The organism is Geobacillus sp. FSL K6-0789 (assembly GCF_038593135.1).
Taxonomy (GTDB): domain Bacteria; phylum Bacillota; class Bacilli; order Bacillales; family Anoxybacillaceae; genus Geobacillus; species Geobacillus stearothermophilus.
Genome location: NZ_CP151966.1, coordinates 3,066,599 through 3,082,246 on the forward strand (window position 1 = coordinate 3,066,599; position 15,648 = coordinate 3,082,246).

Consider the following 15,648-nt stretch of genomic DNA (forward strand, 5'->3'; position numbering starts at 1 on the left):
GGGTACACCTTGCCCGCGCTTCGCTTACAGCCATTTCAACGCCGCATAGCCGATCATCACCCAGGCGACCAAAAAAGCGACGCCGCCAAACGGAGTGATCGCGCCAAGCGGCTTAATCTGCGTTACACTTAATACGTACAAGCTCCCGGAAAACAACACGATGCCGGCGAACATCACCCAGCCCGCCGCACCGATCAGCCCGACATTTGGCGCCTTGCCAGCGAGCAATCCGACAACAAGCAGCCCTAATGCGTGGAACATCTGATATTGGACCGCCGTTTTCCAAATCTCCAAATAACGATCCGGAATCTTCCCTTCCAGCCCGTGCGCGCCAAACGCTCCCAATGCGACGGCTAAAAACGCATTGAGCGCGCCGAGAAGGACGAATGTTTTCATAGCTGTTCCGCCTTTCTAATGAAAGATTGTTTTCCCTCATTACATTAATATAATGGAAATGTTCCTCGATAACAAATGACGAATAGGTGTCAGCCATTTCACTCGACAGAACCGGTCAATCGGGAGCGCCACCGGCAAGACCCGCATCCAAGCCGGTGAACCGCTTCTTGTTTTTTGGCGCAAACAAAGGCAAGCGATTCAACGGAGTTCTGTTGATCAACATTCCCCGTGGAGAAGACCGTTTTCCACGGTGTTTCGTTGCCCCCTCAAAAATCCAACAACGACTCCCCGTTCGCCTCATCGTCAATGTCGGGAGAACGTCCTCCGACAGAAACACCCCCAAGCGAAAGCCCGCCAGCAACCGAAATCGGCCCGCCGACGGCAAGCGACTCTGTCGAGACAGACGGAACGGACGGCTGCGGCTGGCCTGTCGTTTCCAGCATCAAATCGCATAAAACGCGAATGGCAGCGACATGTTCACGCATCCGCTGCGGGTCATGGGCCGCCTTTGCCTTGCGCAATTCGTCTTCCATTTTGGCGACAACCGCCGCCAAAGAGATCGTCATGATATCTTCCCCCTTTCTTCATTCAGCGCGGGCGCCGATGTTCTCGATTTGCCAATCGATCGGTTCGCGTCCGTGCTTGGTTAAAAACGCGTTCGTCCGCGAAAACGGGCGATGACCGAAAAAGCCGCGCGCGGCGGAAAACGGGCTCGGGTGCGGCGCTTCAATAATCAGATGGCGCGGATTCGTAATCCGTTCTTTTTTCTCTTGCGCGTTCCGGCCCCAAAGCAAAAAGACGACCGGATCGTCTTTTTCGTTGACGAGCTCAATGACGCGGTCGGTGAAATATTCCCACCCTTTGCCGCGATGGGAGTTCGCCTGGCCGCGGCGGACCGTCAACACCGTGTTTAACAACAGCACCCCTTGCTCGGCCCATTTGACGAGATAGCCGTTATCTGGTATATAGCAGCCAAGGTCGTCATGCAGCTCTTTAAAAATGTTCGCTAAGGACGGCGGCACCGGCACGCCCGGCTTGACGGAAAAACTAAGCCCGTGCGCCTGTCCCGGGCCGTGGTACGGATCTTGCCCGAGCAGCACGACTTTGACGTTTGCATACGGTGTATAATGAAGGGCGTTGAAAATATCGTGCATATCGGGATAGATCGTCCGCGTCCGGTACTCCTCTTTTAAAAACTCGCGCAGCTTTAAGTAGTACGGCTTTTGAAACTCCTCTTCAAGCAGCGGAGCCCAGTCGTTTTTGAGAATCGGCATTGCGAGCAACTCCTTTGCCATCGGCTTTTTCCCTTTTATCATTGTAGCCCAAAAGACACCAGCGTCAAAGCGAAGTGAATGTTCAGATTGAGGCAACCATAGCGAAACCTGTTTCCCCAATAGGAAATGCGCCAATCCCCTGCCGCAGCCAAACCGGAACACGCCGGTCGCGGCAGGCGGAATAGAGGACAAAAATCTCCTTTTTTATTCTCTTCGCCCATTGTTTCCATCTTTCCATCATCATGTCCCCTTTTCATTCGACATTCCCTGTTTCAACAAGTATAAAATATGGGTATAGAAAGCGTAAACACCAAAGGCCGGACAAGCTAAACCGTCGTCGCCAACGCAACACGGGATATCCATCAAACGCACAGTGGGGTGAAAGAAATGGATCAGAAACAATTCCATCTTGTTCATGACGAACAGCCGGATCGGCACGTTGTATACATAAAAGGCGAACTGGACCTGGCGGCAGCCGAGCAATTTCAACACACCGTCGAACCGCTCGCCGGCGATGCATCCAAACCGCTCGTTCTTCGTCTCGAAGATTTAACGTATATTGACAGCACCGGGATCGGCATGTTTGTAGCGCTGTTAAAAACGCGGCATCAACTCGGGGCGCCGTTTGCCATTGAAAACGTGCCGCCGAAAGTGCGGCGTCTGTTCGATTTAACTGGAGTATCCTACTTTTTTTCCGAAATGAACGATGCGTCAGAAAGGATCGGAGGCCAATCATGAAAGAGCACGAAACGATCGTACAGCTGTCGATTCCAGCCGATTCACAGTTTCTTGACATCGTGCGTTTGACGTTATACGGGCTGGCTGCCAAAATGGGATTTTCCTATGAAGAAATCGAAGATATGAAAGTCGCCGTCTCCGAAGCGTGCAACAACGTCGTGCTTCACGCCTACAACGGAAGAAGCGGCGATATTCACCTCCGTTTTAAGATGAGCGCCGATGCGCTTTCCATCGTCATTAAAGATGAGGGAAAAGGGTTTGACTACAAACGGGCGATCAAACAGGCGGCGTCGCTGTCCGGCAAGCCACTCCAAGATGTGAAAGTCGGCGGCCTCGGCCTCTTTTTAATGGAAGCGCTCATGGATGACGTCCGCGTCACGACCAAAGGCGGAACGGAAGTCCGCCTAACGAAATTCCGCCTTCACGGCGAAGGAGAGCATGCCCATGACTGTATATCCCCCTCCTCTGTCCAAGAGCAAGCTTGACGCCCTTATTTCCGCCTATCAACAAACGAAGACGGAAGAAGCGGCGACAGCGTTGCTCGTGCGTTTTGAGCCGCTCATTGCGGCCGCAGCGAAAAAAATGGCGCGCAGCCGCCCTGATTTTTACGAAGACTTGTTTCAAGTCGGCCGACTGTCGTTTTTGCGCCTTCTTGACCATTACGACCCGAACCAAGGAACAAACTTTGAATCGTATGCGATGAAAAGCTTGATCGGCTATATGAAAAACTATTTGCGCGACAAAGCGTGGTATATCCAAGTGCCGCGCCGGGTGAAAGAGAAAGGAAGCAAAGTGCAGCAAGCCATCGACGAACTGACCGTCAAGCTCGAGCGGTCGCCGAACATAGATGAAATTGCCGCCCATTTAGGCTTATCGGTGGAAGAGACGATCGAGATTTTAGCCGGCCGCGACCATTACCAGGCGATTTCGCTCGACGCCCCGGTCCAAGACGGGGAAAAGGATGCGACGACGATCGGTGAATTCGTCGCAGATGAAGCGAACGAAATCGAGTCGCTGATCGAGCGAATGGATTTAGAGCAGGCGATCGGCAAACTGAGCGAGCAAGAACAAATCGTCATCGACGCCGTCTTCCGCCGCGGCGAGACGCAACGTTCGCTCGCTGAACGGCTTGGCGTCTCGCAAATGACGATCAGCCGCATTCAAAAGCGGGCGATCGAAAAGCTGAAACGGCAGCTGGCCGCTGCCTACCCGTCGTAACAGCCAAAAACGCCGCCGGCCGGCTAGGGCGGTATTAGCGGCGGCGGAGCAACAACAACGTCTGGTCGTCTTTTTGTTCGTATTGGTGGTACGCCTTGATATGCTCGTACAAATCGCAGACGATTTGCGCTGCCGGCTGGTCCAAATTGACGCGGGCAACCATCGAGGCGAGGACGGAAAAATCATCGTCCGCCTCTTCGCCGCGTTTTTCGGTCACCCCATCGGTGTACAGCAGCACAAAATCACCCGGCTCGAGCACTACCGACTTCGTCTCAAACGAAAATTGCGGAAACAACCCGAGCGCGCACCCTTTCGCGTGAAGCGGCACGCATTGTTTCGTTTTCGCCCGGTACCAAAGCGCCGGTTCGTGCCCAGCGCACGCGTACGAGAACGTATGCGTCTTTTCGTTGTAATTGCCGACAAACATCGTGACAAAAATCGACGGCTCGGTGTAGTCGTAGGCGAATCGGTTCAGCAGGTCAAGATACACGTGCGGCTGCGTTCCGTAATGAACGGTCCGGTCCAGAATAAATTTCATCAGCGTCATGAGCATTGCCGCTGGAATCCCTTTTCCCGATACATCGGCAATGCAAGCTGAGACCGATGTTTGATGGACGGCAAAGTGGTAGAAATCGCCGCTCAACACTCGGGCAGGGACGCTGAGGGCGCTGATATCGACGTACGAAGGCAAATCCGCCTTCGACGATGTCTGCAAAAGCGCCCGTTGCATATTCGCGGCAAGCGACAGTTCAAAGTCGAGCTGTTCCCTCTCGCGCTCGAGCCGATCTTTTTCTTTTTTCTCCGTCATGTCGCGCAAAACGGCGACAAGCCCTGTCAGCGCACCGTTTTCCATCACCGGTGCCAGCGTGTAGCCGACCGGCAGGCACACGCCGTCATGGCGGCGAAACGGCTCCTCCTCGACGCGAATCACCTCGCCGCTTTTCAGCTGTTTGACAACACGGCGCAGCCGCTTCCAGTCCCACGCGGACCCATCCGGCCCGGCGAGCGAGACAAAGGAAAACAGCGGCTTCCCTTTCGCTTCCTCCGGATCAAGGCCAAGCAAACGGCCCGCTTCCGGGTTCATCCATACGATCCGGCCGTCGCGGTTTAACATCATCAATCCCTCGCCAAGGGCGTTCGCCATCATTTCCAGCTGCTGTTTGTGCTGTTTCAGCTCCACGTACGGTTTTTCGACCGTCTCGACGTACATTGCACGCACGACATACAAAAATCCGGTCATTTCATACAGCTGCCCCCATAGCGCATGGCCGCCGCCAAGCATAAGCAGCCATTGGCCGAGGGCAAACCACCATAACGCCAGCAGCCAGTACAGGAAGGATCGGGAACTCCCTTGCCGCCAACGACGCCATACAAGCAAAGCGGCGCCCGCATCGAGCAAACCGGCAATCCCTTCGCCGGCCTTCCACCAGAGCGGCCAGCGGCTTGTCCCGTCTCCCGGCCAAAGCGGCGCTACCCAATGGATGAATAGCCCAACGACCGCCGCATAAGCAAAAGCGGCGAAAAACGCTTGCCACCGTTGCCCGCTCCTCCGCTCCATCACCTCATCGCGGCGCGAAAACAGAAAAAGAAGCCCCCAGGCAAGCGTCAATCGGGCCGAGAGCGAAAAAGGGGACGCTTCCACACCATCAGATGCAAAAGACAAGACAACATGCAGCGAAAACAACAAGCCTGAGGAGAAAAACAGCGCCCCCATCATCAGCCGCTCCATTGACAACGTATGCGGAAACACAGACCATCCTTGCACGGCGACAAGCCAGCAAACGACCGTCACGGCGAGCCCTAAGGCAAGATGAATAGAATGATAGAATTCGGGCGAAACAGGCAACCGGCTGGCCGCAAACAGAAGCAAGCCAAACATTCCGGCCGCCAGCACGGCCATCGCGCTGTGCAGACGCACCAGGCGATATCGTTCGTATTCCTTCACCAACGAGGAACCTCCACTCTTCATTCTATATGGCTTATTATACCATACGGCTCCCCGCCACGTATATGAACGTCACGGCCGTTTGGTTTGTCCAATAAAAAAGGAGCCTCTCCGGATGAAGAGGCTCCCAGGCCAAGTTTGCAACCATTTCCCGCGCAATACTCGGCCTCCCGTTAAAACGTGTGCGCCAAGTCTTTCGCCCGGGCGATGGCGTTCGCTTTGATTTCTTCCGCCTTTTCCGGCACCGCCGCATGCCCTTCGACAAATACCATTCTATTGGTGATGGGAGATATCCTGCAACGACAAAATAATGGGAATGTATAGCGCAAAAAAATATTGCAGCGTGGCCGAACTTTAAGGACAAGATGTGATACAATCATGAGCGTGGCGGTGTGAACTACCCCCACTTAATTTTCTAGCGAAAATTTGAAGTGGGGGCTTCCAAAGAAGTTTGACTGCTTCAAGCAATCCTTATTCTTTGAGGCGTGTCCACTTCGCCGCTAGAGCATAAGACACTCAGGTCTACAGCTTTACTTTTCTTTAAGATGTTTAGATGCTATTCAACGCGAACGATTACGTTTAAACAAAGTGGACAAAAAGGTAAAACTAGATGAATGGCATCCAAAGAAGATTGCTTTAGCAAACGAATGGATTGAGAATGAGCAAACGCAGATGAAGCGCCCGATCATACGAGGAGCTATTTTCACTTGTGAACTCGGGGAAAATATCGGCACAGAACAAAACGGAGAGCGGCCGGTGCTTGTTCTTTCTAATGACTGGATTAACCGCACATCCGGAAACGTTAAGTGTAAACTAGCACATTATTTCAGAATCCCTTTTTCAAATTATTTCAGGCGGATTCGGAAATAATGTGCAAAATTTTTGCGGATTGTTCCGGATTTTGCACATTCTTTCGGAACGTTTGCACGCTCTTTCAGATGAAGATTTCCAGCGCGCCTGATGGACCGATGGAAAAGAAAAAGCACAAAAGAGGCCGATTCGGCCCCTTTCATGCTAATACCCCATTTCCTCTGCGGCCATGCGCACCACTTCTTCGTCAATGGCGTCCTTTTTCAGCTGATACCCGTATAACAGGCACGTCGTGGCCAACGTGTTGATCACCCGAGGCCATCCCCGCGACTGCAGGGCAATCGCCTCTAACGCCGATGGGGTGAAGATCGGATGCTTCGCCCCGGCCTGTTTCATCCGATGCTCGATGTAGCCCGCCACCTCTTCCTTCTCCAGCGGCCCCATCCGGTATCGCATGATGATCCGCTGGTCGAGAGGGCGGTGCTGATTGAGCCGCAGCTTCCCCTGTAAATGGGGCAGCCCGGCCAAAATCAAGACAAATGGGTTGGTCGAATCCATCTCAAAGTTGAACAAGATCGCGATGTCCTGTAAAAATGCATCCTTCGCTAAATGCATCTCATCCAAAATGAACACCGGCGTGATCCGCCGTTCATGATACAATCGCTCGATCGCCTGCTGGATTTGGCGGAAGAGGTCTACCTTGCGGTACTTCGGTTCCTCTCCTAATCCCAAGGCCAGTCCACGGTAAAAATCCATCACGCCTCCGGTGGATAACGGAAAGTAGACGACATGATACAATGATGGATTCAATGACTCTTTCAGCGCCCGAAGGGCGAACGTCTTGCCCGCCCCCGGCTCTCCGATCAACAGCCCGATCCCCCGGGTTCGTTTCACGTACTCCAGCGCCCGCAACGCTTCCTGAAATGACGCCCCTTGATACGCCTCGGACGGGTCTGTTTCTTTCGCAAACGGCTCCCGCGAAAGGGAGTAAAACGATTTATACACCGTGTTCTCCCTCCTTCGCCGGAATCGCCGCAAACGGGGACCGATGGCGTTTTACATAGGCATTGTCCTCCAAACGCACCCGAATGGCTTCCGCCACCCGTTTGCCATCTTCGTACACATAGACGCCTCGTTCGTCATAGCGGAGCTCAATCGATTGCCCAATGAACCGAGGCGGCACTTCGTATAGCTGTTTATTCAGGGTGATCGTGCCATCGGCTTTCACCTTGCGGTGCTCCCGTTTCAGAAAAATCGCATCCAGCCAATCGCCATCTTCGATGAACGACACGAGATGCACTTGCGATTGAAACACCTCATGCGGCGTTTTTCCGTCCAGTGAGGCGTGCGGTTTTCGATGATACTCCTCTTCAAGCCACTTCCAAAAACGCTCGTTCAACTCGTCAAGCGATTTCGGCGGATTCAGCTCCAACAGTGGATAAAACCGTGTCTGTACGGTGCGGAAGAACCGTTCGATTTTTCCCTTGCTTTGCGGGTCATACGGCTGGGTGTGGATGAGTGTAATCCCCATCTCGGCGCACGCATACTGCAGCACCTCGGACCGATAAATTTTCCCGTTGTCCGAGTAAATGCGTTTCGGCTTCCCGCAACGAAGCACCGCTTCCTTCGTGACGATCCGCAGCCCGTCAAACTTCTCCGAAGGGAAAAATTGGGCATATGGCACTAACCGCGAGCAGTCATCGATATACGCGATCAAAAACGTTTTCTGGGCTTTCCCATGGACGCGAATCGTGGGTCCATGGGATAAGTCCCCTTGCCATAGCTCATTGATCTGGTCATACGCAAAACGCTTTCGCTCCGGCATCGGCAAGATTTCTTTTCCCACCAGGTTGTGTTTTTTCAACAATCGGTATATAGTAAAGTAAGAGGTATGATTTTCTGGGATTTCCCCCTGCTCGATCAGGTGTTCGTAGAACACCGTCACGGGCATGGTGGGATGTTCTTTTCTTAGGGCTAAAATATGATCCTCATCATCGGGCGACAGACGCCTTGAGTGGCCGCGGTCCGAACGGCGCTTCGGCTTTAAGGCGTCAAAGCCCCCTTTTTTGTATCGGGTGCACCAATCGAGGATCGTCTTGGCTGCGATTCGTTTGTCTCCCTGGTGGGGAACATGGTGCACTCGCTCGCTCACCTCTTTCAGATACGTCTTCGGTTCCACCTGCCCATTCACCAACGGAGCGATTAGCCCGTACCGAAACAGGGCAATGTCGTGTCTCATCGACTCATTCATTCAAATCTCCTCCTGGTCTCACTTGGAATCAGGACCGTTCCGGTCCTCCTGCCCTTATCGTACCGAATTGCTTTTTCTCCGTCGATAGGAAAGGTTTGTGGGAACCGAAACTATTTCCAATTTAGGGTATGTATGTAAAATCAGGATCCCATTTAATTCGCAAAAGGGTGTCGGAATCCGCCCTCCCACATCTCTCTGATGGCCGAATCAAGACCGTGTTCCTCTAACGTCTGGATCCACCAAGAAGCCCGTTCCTTTTCTTTTTTCACGATAGGGCCTATGATCCTCCACCGCCTCGCAAAAAAGCTATGAAGGCTTGATAGGTTTCGGTAGAACCGTCGGACATAAAAGATGATGCCGTCCTTTGTCGGGAGAAACGGAGCCTGGTTCGTCCTTTCGGTCAATCCCAACTGCTCTTTCACGACTTGCCATATGGCGGACAACGTATACTGAAAATACGGGAGGAGAAAGGAAGGCAGCACACTCACCGTCTTCAAGCATTCCCGACAGCGATACCGGACAATCCAAATGCGATAATCGCCATGTGGGGTCAATGCGTTTCGCTTATAGTAACCGTGGCGGTGCAACGGGCGCTTGGCCCGGCAATGCGGACACTTTTTCAGAAGAGGGAAGTCGTTTTCTTTTCCACGCTCTGCATACGTTTGGACGTCAATGCCAAAGTCATGAAATTGAATCACGTCCTCCTCCCCCTCCTATGAACCGATGGATTTTCTCTTCCGAAATAATTCACAAAAAATTTAGCACATTCTTTCAGAAAAGGGGAGAGGGCTTTCTGAAGGAATGTGCAAAAAAATGTCTCTTTTGTTCCGAAATAAAGTGATAATTTACAGTTAAGGTAGCTCCTTTATCTACAAAATTAAAAACCAAAACCGTTACAGATCGGAAAGGGAAAACCAAAGTAGTGCCTCGTTTCAAGACACATTACTTTCTTCGAAAGGAAGTTTATCCTTTTTTAGCTCAGACTTCCGCGGTAAAGGTAGAAGAATTAACGACCGTAAACAAAGTACGATTAAAGCAACATATCGGCAATATAAACGAGGATGACTTAAATAAGATTATGAACCGTGTAAAATGGGTATTTGACCTGTAACGTATTTACAATGTATTGACGACGTATTTATGACGTATTGACATTTCCCTAGGTTTTTTCTATACTTAGAGTACAAAATAAGTTGTCTGTCTCGTCACAGACCATTTCACACGTGAAAAAACGTGGATTCGTTTGTTTTGACAACGGAGAGGAGCCTAAATGGTTCCTCTCTTTGCATATTATCGCCAAGAGAATCATAACCTAATGATAAGTTGCCTGCCGCGTCGCAGGCCATTTCACCCCGTCAGCGGGGAATTCATGGTTTTTGCCCCAGTACTTCGGTGCTGGGGTTTTATGTATTTATCGAGGAAAATTTCTCACGAAGAAATAGGGACTTTATTGATCAGGCTATACCATACGGCTCCCCACCAGCGTATATGAACGTCACGGCCGTTTGGTTTGTCCAATAAAAAAGGAGCCTCTCCGGATGAAGAGGCTCCCAGGCCAAGTTTGCGGCCATTTCCCGCGCAATACTCGGCCTCCCGTTAAAACGTGTGCGCCAAGTCTTTCGCCCGAGCGATGGCGTTCGCTTTAATTTCTTCCGCCTTTTCCGGCACCGCCGCATGCCCTTCGACAAACAACCCTTCAAATGACGGAACACCGAAAAATTGCATGATGACGCTTAAATACCGATGGCCCATTTCCATTTCCGCCGCCGGGCCTTCGGAGTAGAAACCGCCGCGCGCTTGAATGTGGAGCGCTTTTTTATCAGTAAGCAATCCGACCGGCCCTTGTTCCGTATATTTAAACGTCTTGCCGGCGACCGCCACGGCGTCAATGTACGCCTTTAACACCGGCGGGAACGAAAAGTTCCACATCGGCGTGACGAATACATATTTGTCGGCGGAAATAAACTGCTCGCACAGCTCGTTCATCCGCCCGACTTTCGCTTTTTCCTCGGCCGAGAGCTGTTCAAACGATTGGCCAGAACGGAGCTTGCCCCATCCACTGAATACGTCGACATCGATTTCCGGAATGTATTCTTTATACAAGTCGAGATGAATCACTTCATGATCCGGATGCACTTGCTTGTACGTGTCGATAAACGCCTTCCCGACCGCCATGCTGTACGATTGTGTATCGTCGTGGGGATGGGCGGTGATGTACAATACTTTCGTCATGATGCATACTCCCTTTCTTGATGATCTCAGCATTTTAGTGTTTGCCGTTTGTAAAAACGACATGCATTTATCTCTACTCCAAATATCTCGAACAAGAGATAATTATAGAAAGAAGATGCGAATTTGGCAAATCATTTGCCCAAAAAAAATTGCCCTTGAGGCAATTGACGTGCGGATCGGTTATTCGCTTTGTTCCACGACAAACGGGTTGCCGCTGATTTGTTTTCGTATCTCATCGGTGAGCGCAAACGGTTCGCTTTTGACACCGCTTTCATTTTCGCTAGGCAGATGACCGCTGCCATCGTAGTAGATCGGTTTTCCTTCCATGATGGCTAACCTCCTTGATTCGTGCAGGATACAGGAACTAGTCTGTGCTTCTATTTTACCATTTATGCGGCGGGAATTCGATCGTTTTTTGAAATTCGAGTCGGCCAAGACTTGGTGGAGAACGTTTTTTGGCTCCCTATGGAATTTTGAAATCACGGGTGATTGGGCCATTTTCAGGAGTTTATATCCGTAAGCGCTTTTGTACTCTCATCCCTCATCATGAGGTGACTCCGTTTAGTCTCATTTTTTACATCCAACCACCATCGCGAAGAGCCGGCAACGCTTGATCGATGGGCGTCCCCGATGACGGTTGAAGACACAGGATGTTTTGTCGCCTCACATCCGCCACCGCCGTCCTGCCTCCCGTTTGGCCTGTTCGACTCACTTGGCCTTCTTCGGGGCCGAGGCTGCCCTCTGGGGTTCTTCCTCCTCCAACTTCCCTTTCTCCGCCCTATTCCATCGATTTGGGTGATCATGGTCCATAAACGCCCGAAGCCGCTTCCCTTTCTCTTAGCGGGAAACAGAGTCCATCCGCTTCCACCAACAGCACCCGACCATATCGTTGGGAAACAGAGGGGAGGAGCGAGACAGGGGCCTCCAACACCAGCTGACGAATCACCTCATGGCTGAGGACCGCATCTCTCACGATCGACTCCAACGAACGGGCGGCTTTGCGGTAGGAAGAGCACCCCACAACCAACTTGACTGCCGTTTCCCCCTAGGCAAGGACCGATCGGTTAGACTCCATTAAAGCCCTGTTCAGCATTGAGCAAGAAAATATAGGCGCCCACTTGTCGATCGCAGTCTTAGTTCCGTTGAATGGATTAATTTTATTTTGCGGTAATCGGATTGGAAAATATCTTGTTGCGGAAGACGTATTTTGGAAATATTTTGGTGATGGGGTCACGAATGTCGTTAATCGGGTTGCCATAAGGGATAATATGTTCAAATAAAATTTCTAAAACCCTCTGCTTTCGATATAGGTTTTGACAAACTCGCCGTAAGCTTTCTTATCTATATAAGTTGCAATAAAGATTTTCCGATTGTTCGATTCTGTTTTCCTTCATAACAAGTCATTTTGATAGAATGCAGCGGGCGCTCTACTGGATGTAAAACAAAGTTCCAACTTATATATTATCGGATTCACATAATCTAACTTTCGATCTTTATAAGTATAGTTATCTCGAATCCAATGAAAGTCTTTATCGTTATTACTAACTAATATGGCATTATGTAGAAGAGCTGCAGCTGCAACAAGAGCATCTGGTGCTTTAATACTCTTTTTGCGTGTACTGTCCGCTCTCGCTTTTCTTCTTATGTCAGCTGCTAGCTCCATATCTTCTCTAGTGACTTCATAGATTTGATCAGCCATTTGAATATATCCTTTTCTATTTTCTCTTATATCAGGATCTGTTTCGATTTCGAAATGAGACATGATCTCCATCTCAATGAAGGTAGTCATAATAATCTCTACCTCATCTTCAATCAGCTGTTCAATGAACTCTACTGCATCAGGGTAACCCATTTCATGTGCTGCGTATATATTTGTATCGATTAGTACTTTGGTTGACAATGCTTAATCCTCCCACTCTTCTCTATTTGCAATTCTTAATGATTCCAACACGCCTTCTTTGCTAAATAACTTCGTACTGCCAGCCAGACGTTTGTGTAACGCTTTCTTTTCTTCCTTGGTTAGCTTCTTTTTTTTAGATCGCACTTGAATGACCTCCTTCATTTGCTCTTCTGTTAGAACAGATGGTCCAATTCGGTAATGATGACGGTTTTGACGCACTATTCTCTTTAAAATTGGGCGTTTTGCCGTTCCAGTTGTTATATGATATGCGCCACGGCTCCTTTTTTTGTTAGTGCTCATTTGCATCCCCACCTTGGTTGAGGTTTTATACATAATTATATCATGTTTCAAGAAGTCAGGTTATTAATTTTACTGTAGATGAGCAGGCTCTTCACCACAAGTTGTAAATGAACCTTCATCATTTACACTCCCGTTTCCGTTTTTCGATGTGCTCCAATTTCAATTTCTTGCAGTTGAGTTGCGTAAACAAAACTGGCGTGATTACATTTGCCATGACAACCCCATCGCGGCTGCGTTGTTAAGCAAAATGGCGTATACTGAGTTTGAAACATGTATCATACCTTCAAATGTTTCTATTTCGTTTTGAAATTGGTGGGACTTTTAGCGTATTAGGGCGAGAAGACTCCTGCTTCACCGGAGCAAAGCGAGGATATGCCGCGAAAACTCCCTGACACGCCTGTTCCTTGACAACATGATCATTTGTCCGGGAAGGCGATCGGCAGGGAGACTTGCCGGTCTTACCTACTGTACGTCAAGTTATCAGATCCATGTTGTCTATCAAAGGGGAATTTACACAATAATTTGGACTTAACCTATGTGTTTCATCGCTATTTACTGCATGTACCGTTACGTACTCTTATGCACAATTTTGGGTTTTTACTCTAGAAGGTTGGTGAAAAACCGTTGTTTGCCTTGATCGATGATGGAACGCGTGAACATAGAGGCTGATGCAACAAGTTTTCTCTACTTGAGAACTGATTCCCAGAAGCGGTTGTGCGAGTCAATCACCGGCCTCCTAGAAGGCCGATGAAAAATGACTGCCATGAGCAAATCAACGGCATTTCGCCAAAAAAGAAGGCCGATTTCACCAGGCTTTTCTAACTGAGACACAGATGGAATAGCAGGATTTTGTACGAGATCATCGCCTCTCTAGGATCCGCATGTGAAATCTTTGCGAGCAAAGCATTTTGGCTCTTTTAGATGACCTCAAACCGTCAAACTCAGAGGGGTGAAGGATCAAAAAAAGAGGCTGTCTGCGAAAGCTCGGTTTCACGATCTTTTGAGACAGCCTCCGTTCCCGTCATCAAAAAGCGATTTTTTCCTCTAAAAAGGCTTTGAGCTCCCCAATCGGCAGCCGCACTTGCTCCATCGTGTCGCGGTCGCGCACGGTCACTTGGCCGTCTTGTTCAGACTCGAAATCGTATGTGATGCAAAACGGCGTGCCGATTTCATCTTGGCGGCGGTACCGCTTGCCGATCGAGCCGGTTTCGTCATAGTCGACCATGAAATGTTTCGCCAGCTCTTCATAAATGCGGTGCGCCCCGTCCGCGAGCTTTTTCGACAGCGGCAAGACAGCCGCTTTGTACGGCGCAAGCGCCGGATGCAAGTGCATCACCGTTCTCGTCGTGCCGTCTTCCAGCTCTTCTTCGTCATAGGCGTCGATCATAAACGCCAGCGTGACGCGGTCAGCGCCAAGCGACGGCTCAATGCAGTACGGGATGTAGCGCTCGTTCGTTTCTTGGTCGAGATAATGGAAATCCTCGCCCGAGTATTCCATATGCCGCTTCAAATCGTAATCCGTGCGCGACGCGATGCCCCACAGCTCGCCCCAGCCGAACGGGAAATGGTACTCGATGTCCGTCGTGGCGTTGCTGTAGTGGGACAACTCTTCTTTCGCATGGTCGCGCAGGCGGATGTTATCCTCCTTCATGCCGAGCGACAGCAGCCAGTCCTTGCAAAACTGTTTCCAATAGTCAAACCATTGCAGCTCCTCACCGGGCTTGCAGAAAAACTCGAGCTCCATCTGTTCGAATTCGCGCGTGCGGAACGTGAAGTTGCCCGGCGTAATCTCGTTGCGGAAGCTTTTGCCGATTTGCGCGATGCCAAACGGCAATTTTTTGCGCATCGTGCGCTGGACGTTTTTGAAGTTGACGAAAATGCCTTGCGCTGTCTCTGGACGCAAATAAATTTCGTTGGCGCTCGACTCGGTGACGCCTTGGTACGTTTTAAACATTAAGTTGAACTGGCGCACGTTCGTGAAATCGCGGCTGCCGCATTCCGGGCAGGCGATGTCGTATTCCTTGATGAGTTCATCCATCTTGGCCAGCGGCAACCCGTCAACGATCATCTCGATCCCTTTTTCCTCGAGCGCCTTCTCAATCAGCTTGTCGGCGCGGTGGCGCGCTTTGCACTGTTTGCAGTCGACCATCGGATCGTTGAAGTTGCCTAAGTGACCGGACGCTTCCCACGTTCTCGGGTTCATTAAAATGGCGGCGTCAAGCCCGACGTTGTACGGTGACTCTTGGACGAACTTTTTCCACCACGCCCGTTTGATGTTGTTTTTCAGCTCGACGCCAAGCGGGCCGTAATCCCATGTGTTCGCCAGCCCTCCGTAAATTTCCGACCCCGGAAACACGAAGCCGCGATGCTTGGCATGTGCGACGATTTCTTCCATTGTGACAGCCATCGTGTTCATCCTCCTTCAATGTGATGTCCACCAATCAAAAACGCCCTCGCCCCTAGGCCTTGTGCCTAGGGACGAGAGCGTAGCTCCCGCGGTTCCACCCTAGTTGATGCGCAAATCACGCATCCCCTTTTTGCCATTTCCGCTCCGGACTGCCGTTTCATTAACCGTCTTCACCGG

The 15,648-nt window shown here is 50.6% G+C and carries 15 protein-coding genes and 5 pseudogenes; 6 read left to right on the plus strand and 14 right to left on the minus strand.

Going from position 1 to position 15,648, the window contains the following annotated elements:
- Positions 1-24: 24 nt before the first annotated feature.
- From NSQ51_RS16265 to NSQ51_RS16275, 3 genes are all read right to left on the minus strand, one after another.
- Positions 25-396 (minus strand): DUF423 domain-containing protein, encoded by a 372-nt coding sequence (locus tag NSQ51_RS16265; RefSeq protein WP_015376087.1) that lies wholly within the window; start codon positions 394-396, stop codon positions 25-27.
- A 266-nt stretch (positions 397-662) separates the two neighbouring features.
- Positions 663-962, minus strand: coding sequence for a YwdI family protein (locus NSQ51_RS16270; RefSeq protein ID WP_011232887.1), 300 nt, complete (start codon positions 960-962; stop codon positions 663-665).
- An 18-nt stretch (positions 963-980) separates the two neighbouring features.
- On the minus strand, positions 981-1,670 hold the full coding sequence (locus tag NSQ51_RS16275; RefSeq protein WP_011232888.1) for a uracil-DNA glycosylase: 690 nt from the start codon (positions 1,668-1,670) through the stop codon (positions 981-983).
- Positions 1,671-2,057: 387 nt separating this feature from the next.
- Between NSQ51_RS16275 and NSQ51_RS16280 the strand changes: the two genes are divergently transcribed.
- The 3 genes from NSQ51_RS16280 to NSQ51_RS16290 are packed head-to-tail and all read left to right on the plus strand — an operon-like array spanning position 2,058 to position 3,626.
- Complete coding sequence (locus NSQ51_RS16280; protein ID WP_049624166.1) at positions 2,058-2,408, plus strand: STAS domain-containing protein; 351 nt, start codon at positions 2,058-2,060, stop codon at positions 2,406-2,408.
- A complete protein-coding gene (gene rsbW, locus NSQ51_RS16285; RefSeq protein ID WP_049624165.1) occupies positions 2,405-2,893 on the plus strand; it encodes an anti-sigma B factor RsbW in 489 nt (162 codons plus the stop codon). Before NSQ51_RS16280 ends, rsbW begins: the two co-directional genes overlap by 4 nt.
- Positions 2,853-3,626 carry a sigma-70 family RNA polymerase sigma factor gene (locus NSQ51_RS16290; protein WP_033011024.1) on the plus strand — a complete coding sequence of 258 codons (774 nt, stop codon included), beginning with the start codon at positions 2,853-2,855 and terminating at the stop codon, positions 3,624-3,626. Before rsbW ends, NSQ51_RS16290 begins: the two co-directional genes overlap by 41 nt.
- A 34-nt stretch (positions 3,627-3,660) precedes the next feature.
- Here the strand turns inward: NSQ51_RS16290 and NSQ51_RS16295 are convergent, their stop codons facing one another.
- Positions 3,661-5,571, minus strand: coding sequence for a SpoIIE family protein phosphatase (locus NSQ51_RS16295; RefSeq protein WP_049624171.1), 1,911 nt, complete (start codon positions 5,569-5,571; stop codon positions 3,661-3,663).
- Between the two features lie 173 nt (positions 5,572-5,744).
- Positions 5,745-5,840: pseudogene (locus NSQ51_RS16300) on the minus strand (FMN-dependent NADH-azoreductase); the annotation flags it as partial.
- Positions 5,841-6,159: 319 nt separating this feature from the next.
- Here NSQ51_RS16300 and NSQ51_RS16305 point away from each other — a divergent pair.
- Positions 6,160-6,378: pseudogene (locus NSQ51_RS16305) on the plus strand (type II toxin-antitoxin system PemK/MazF family toxin); the annotation flags it as partial.
- 207 nt (positions 6,379-6,585) lie between these two features.
- On the opposite strand, the gene NSQ51_RS16310 reads toward NSQ51_RS16305, so the two are convergent.
- The 3 genes from NSQ51_RS16310 to NSQ51_RS16320 form a co-directional block, all read right to left on the minus strand.
- A complete protein-coding gene (locus NSQ51_RS16310; RefSeq protein WP_064213564.1) occupies positions 6,586-7,386 on the minus strand; it encodes an AAA family ATPase in 801 nt (266 codons plus the stop codon).
- On the minus strand, positions 7,379-8,632 hold the full coding sequence (locus tag NSQ51_RS16315) for an IS481 family transposase (RefSeq protein ID WP_342462705.1): 1,254 nt from the start codon (positions 8,630-8,632) through the stop codon (positions 7,379-7,381). The genes NSQ51_RS16310 and NSQ51_RS16315 overlap by 8 nt, the downstream gene beginning before the upstream one ends.
- A 152-nt stretch (positions 8,633-8,784) precedes the next feature.
- A complete protein-coding gene (locus NSQ51_RS16320) occupies positions 8,785-9,330 on the minus strand; it encodes a DUF6431 domain-containing protein (protein ID WP_121692564.1) in 546 nt (181 codons plus the stop codon).
- 152 nt (positions 9,331-9,482) lie between these two features.
- Between NSQ51_RS16320 and NSQ51_RS16325 the strand changes: the two are divergent.
- Positions 9,483-9,743: pseudogene (locus NSQ51_RS16325) on the plus strand (type II toxin-antitoxin system PemK/MazF family toxin); the annotation flags it as partial.
- 485 nt (positions 9,744-10,228) lie between these two features.
- Here the strand turns inward: NSQ51_RS16325 and NSQ51_RS16330 are convergent.
- The 5 genes and pseudogenes from NSQ51_RS16330 to NSQ51_RS16350 all read right to left on the minus strand — a co-directional run bounded on the left by NSQ51_RS16330 (position 10,229) and on the right by NSQ51_RS16350 (position 13,064).
- Entirely contained in the window at positions 10,229-10,864 is a 636-nt protein-coding gene (locus tag NSQ51_RS16330) for an FMN-dependent NADH-azoreductase (protein ID WP_049624163.1), read from the minus strand.
- 180 nt (positions 10,865-11,044) lie between these two features.
- Positions 11,045-11,191, minus strand: a complete 147-nt coding sequence (locus tag NSQ51_RS16335) for a hypothetical protein (RefSeq protein WP_162489993.1) — start codon at positions 11,189-11,191, stop codon at positions 11,045-11,047.
- 247 nt (positions 11,192-11,438) lie between these two features.
- Positions 11,439-11,991: pseudogene (locus tag NSQ51_RS16340) on the minus strand (UPF0236 family protein); the annotation flags it as partial.
- 263 nt (positions 11,992-12,254) lie between these two features.
- Positions 12,255-12,764: a PIN domain-containing protein gene (locus NSQ51_RS16345; protein WP_231107628.1), complete on the minus strand. Its 510-nt coding sequence runs from the start codon at positions 12,762-12,764 to the stop codon at positions 12,255-12,257.
- 3 nt (positions 12,765-12,767) lie between these two features.
- Entirely contained in the window at positions 12,768-13,064 is a 297-nt protein-coding gene (locus tag NSQ51_RS16350; protein ID WP_033009761.1) for a hypothetical protein, read from the minus strand.
- A 100-nt stretch (positions 13,065-13,164) separates the two neighbouring features.
- Here NSQ51_RS16350 and NSQ51_RS16355 point away from each other — a divergent pair.
- Positions 13,165-13,332: pseudogene (locus tag NSQ51_RS16355) on the plus strand (DUF4351 domain-containing protein); the annotation flags it as partial.
- Between the two features lie 756 nt (positions 13,333-14,088).
- On the opposite strand, the gene NSQ51_RS16360 reads toward NSQ51_RS16355, so the two are convergent.
- A complete protein-coding gene (locus NSQ51_RS16360) occupies positions 14,089-15,471 on the minus strand; it encodes a glycine--tRNA ligase (protein ID WP_033004942.1) in 1,383 nt (460 codons plus the stop codon).
- Between the last annotated feature and the right edge of the window lie 177 nt (positions 15,472-15,648).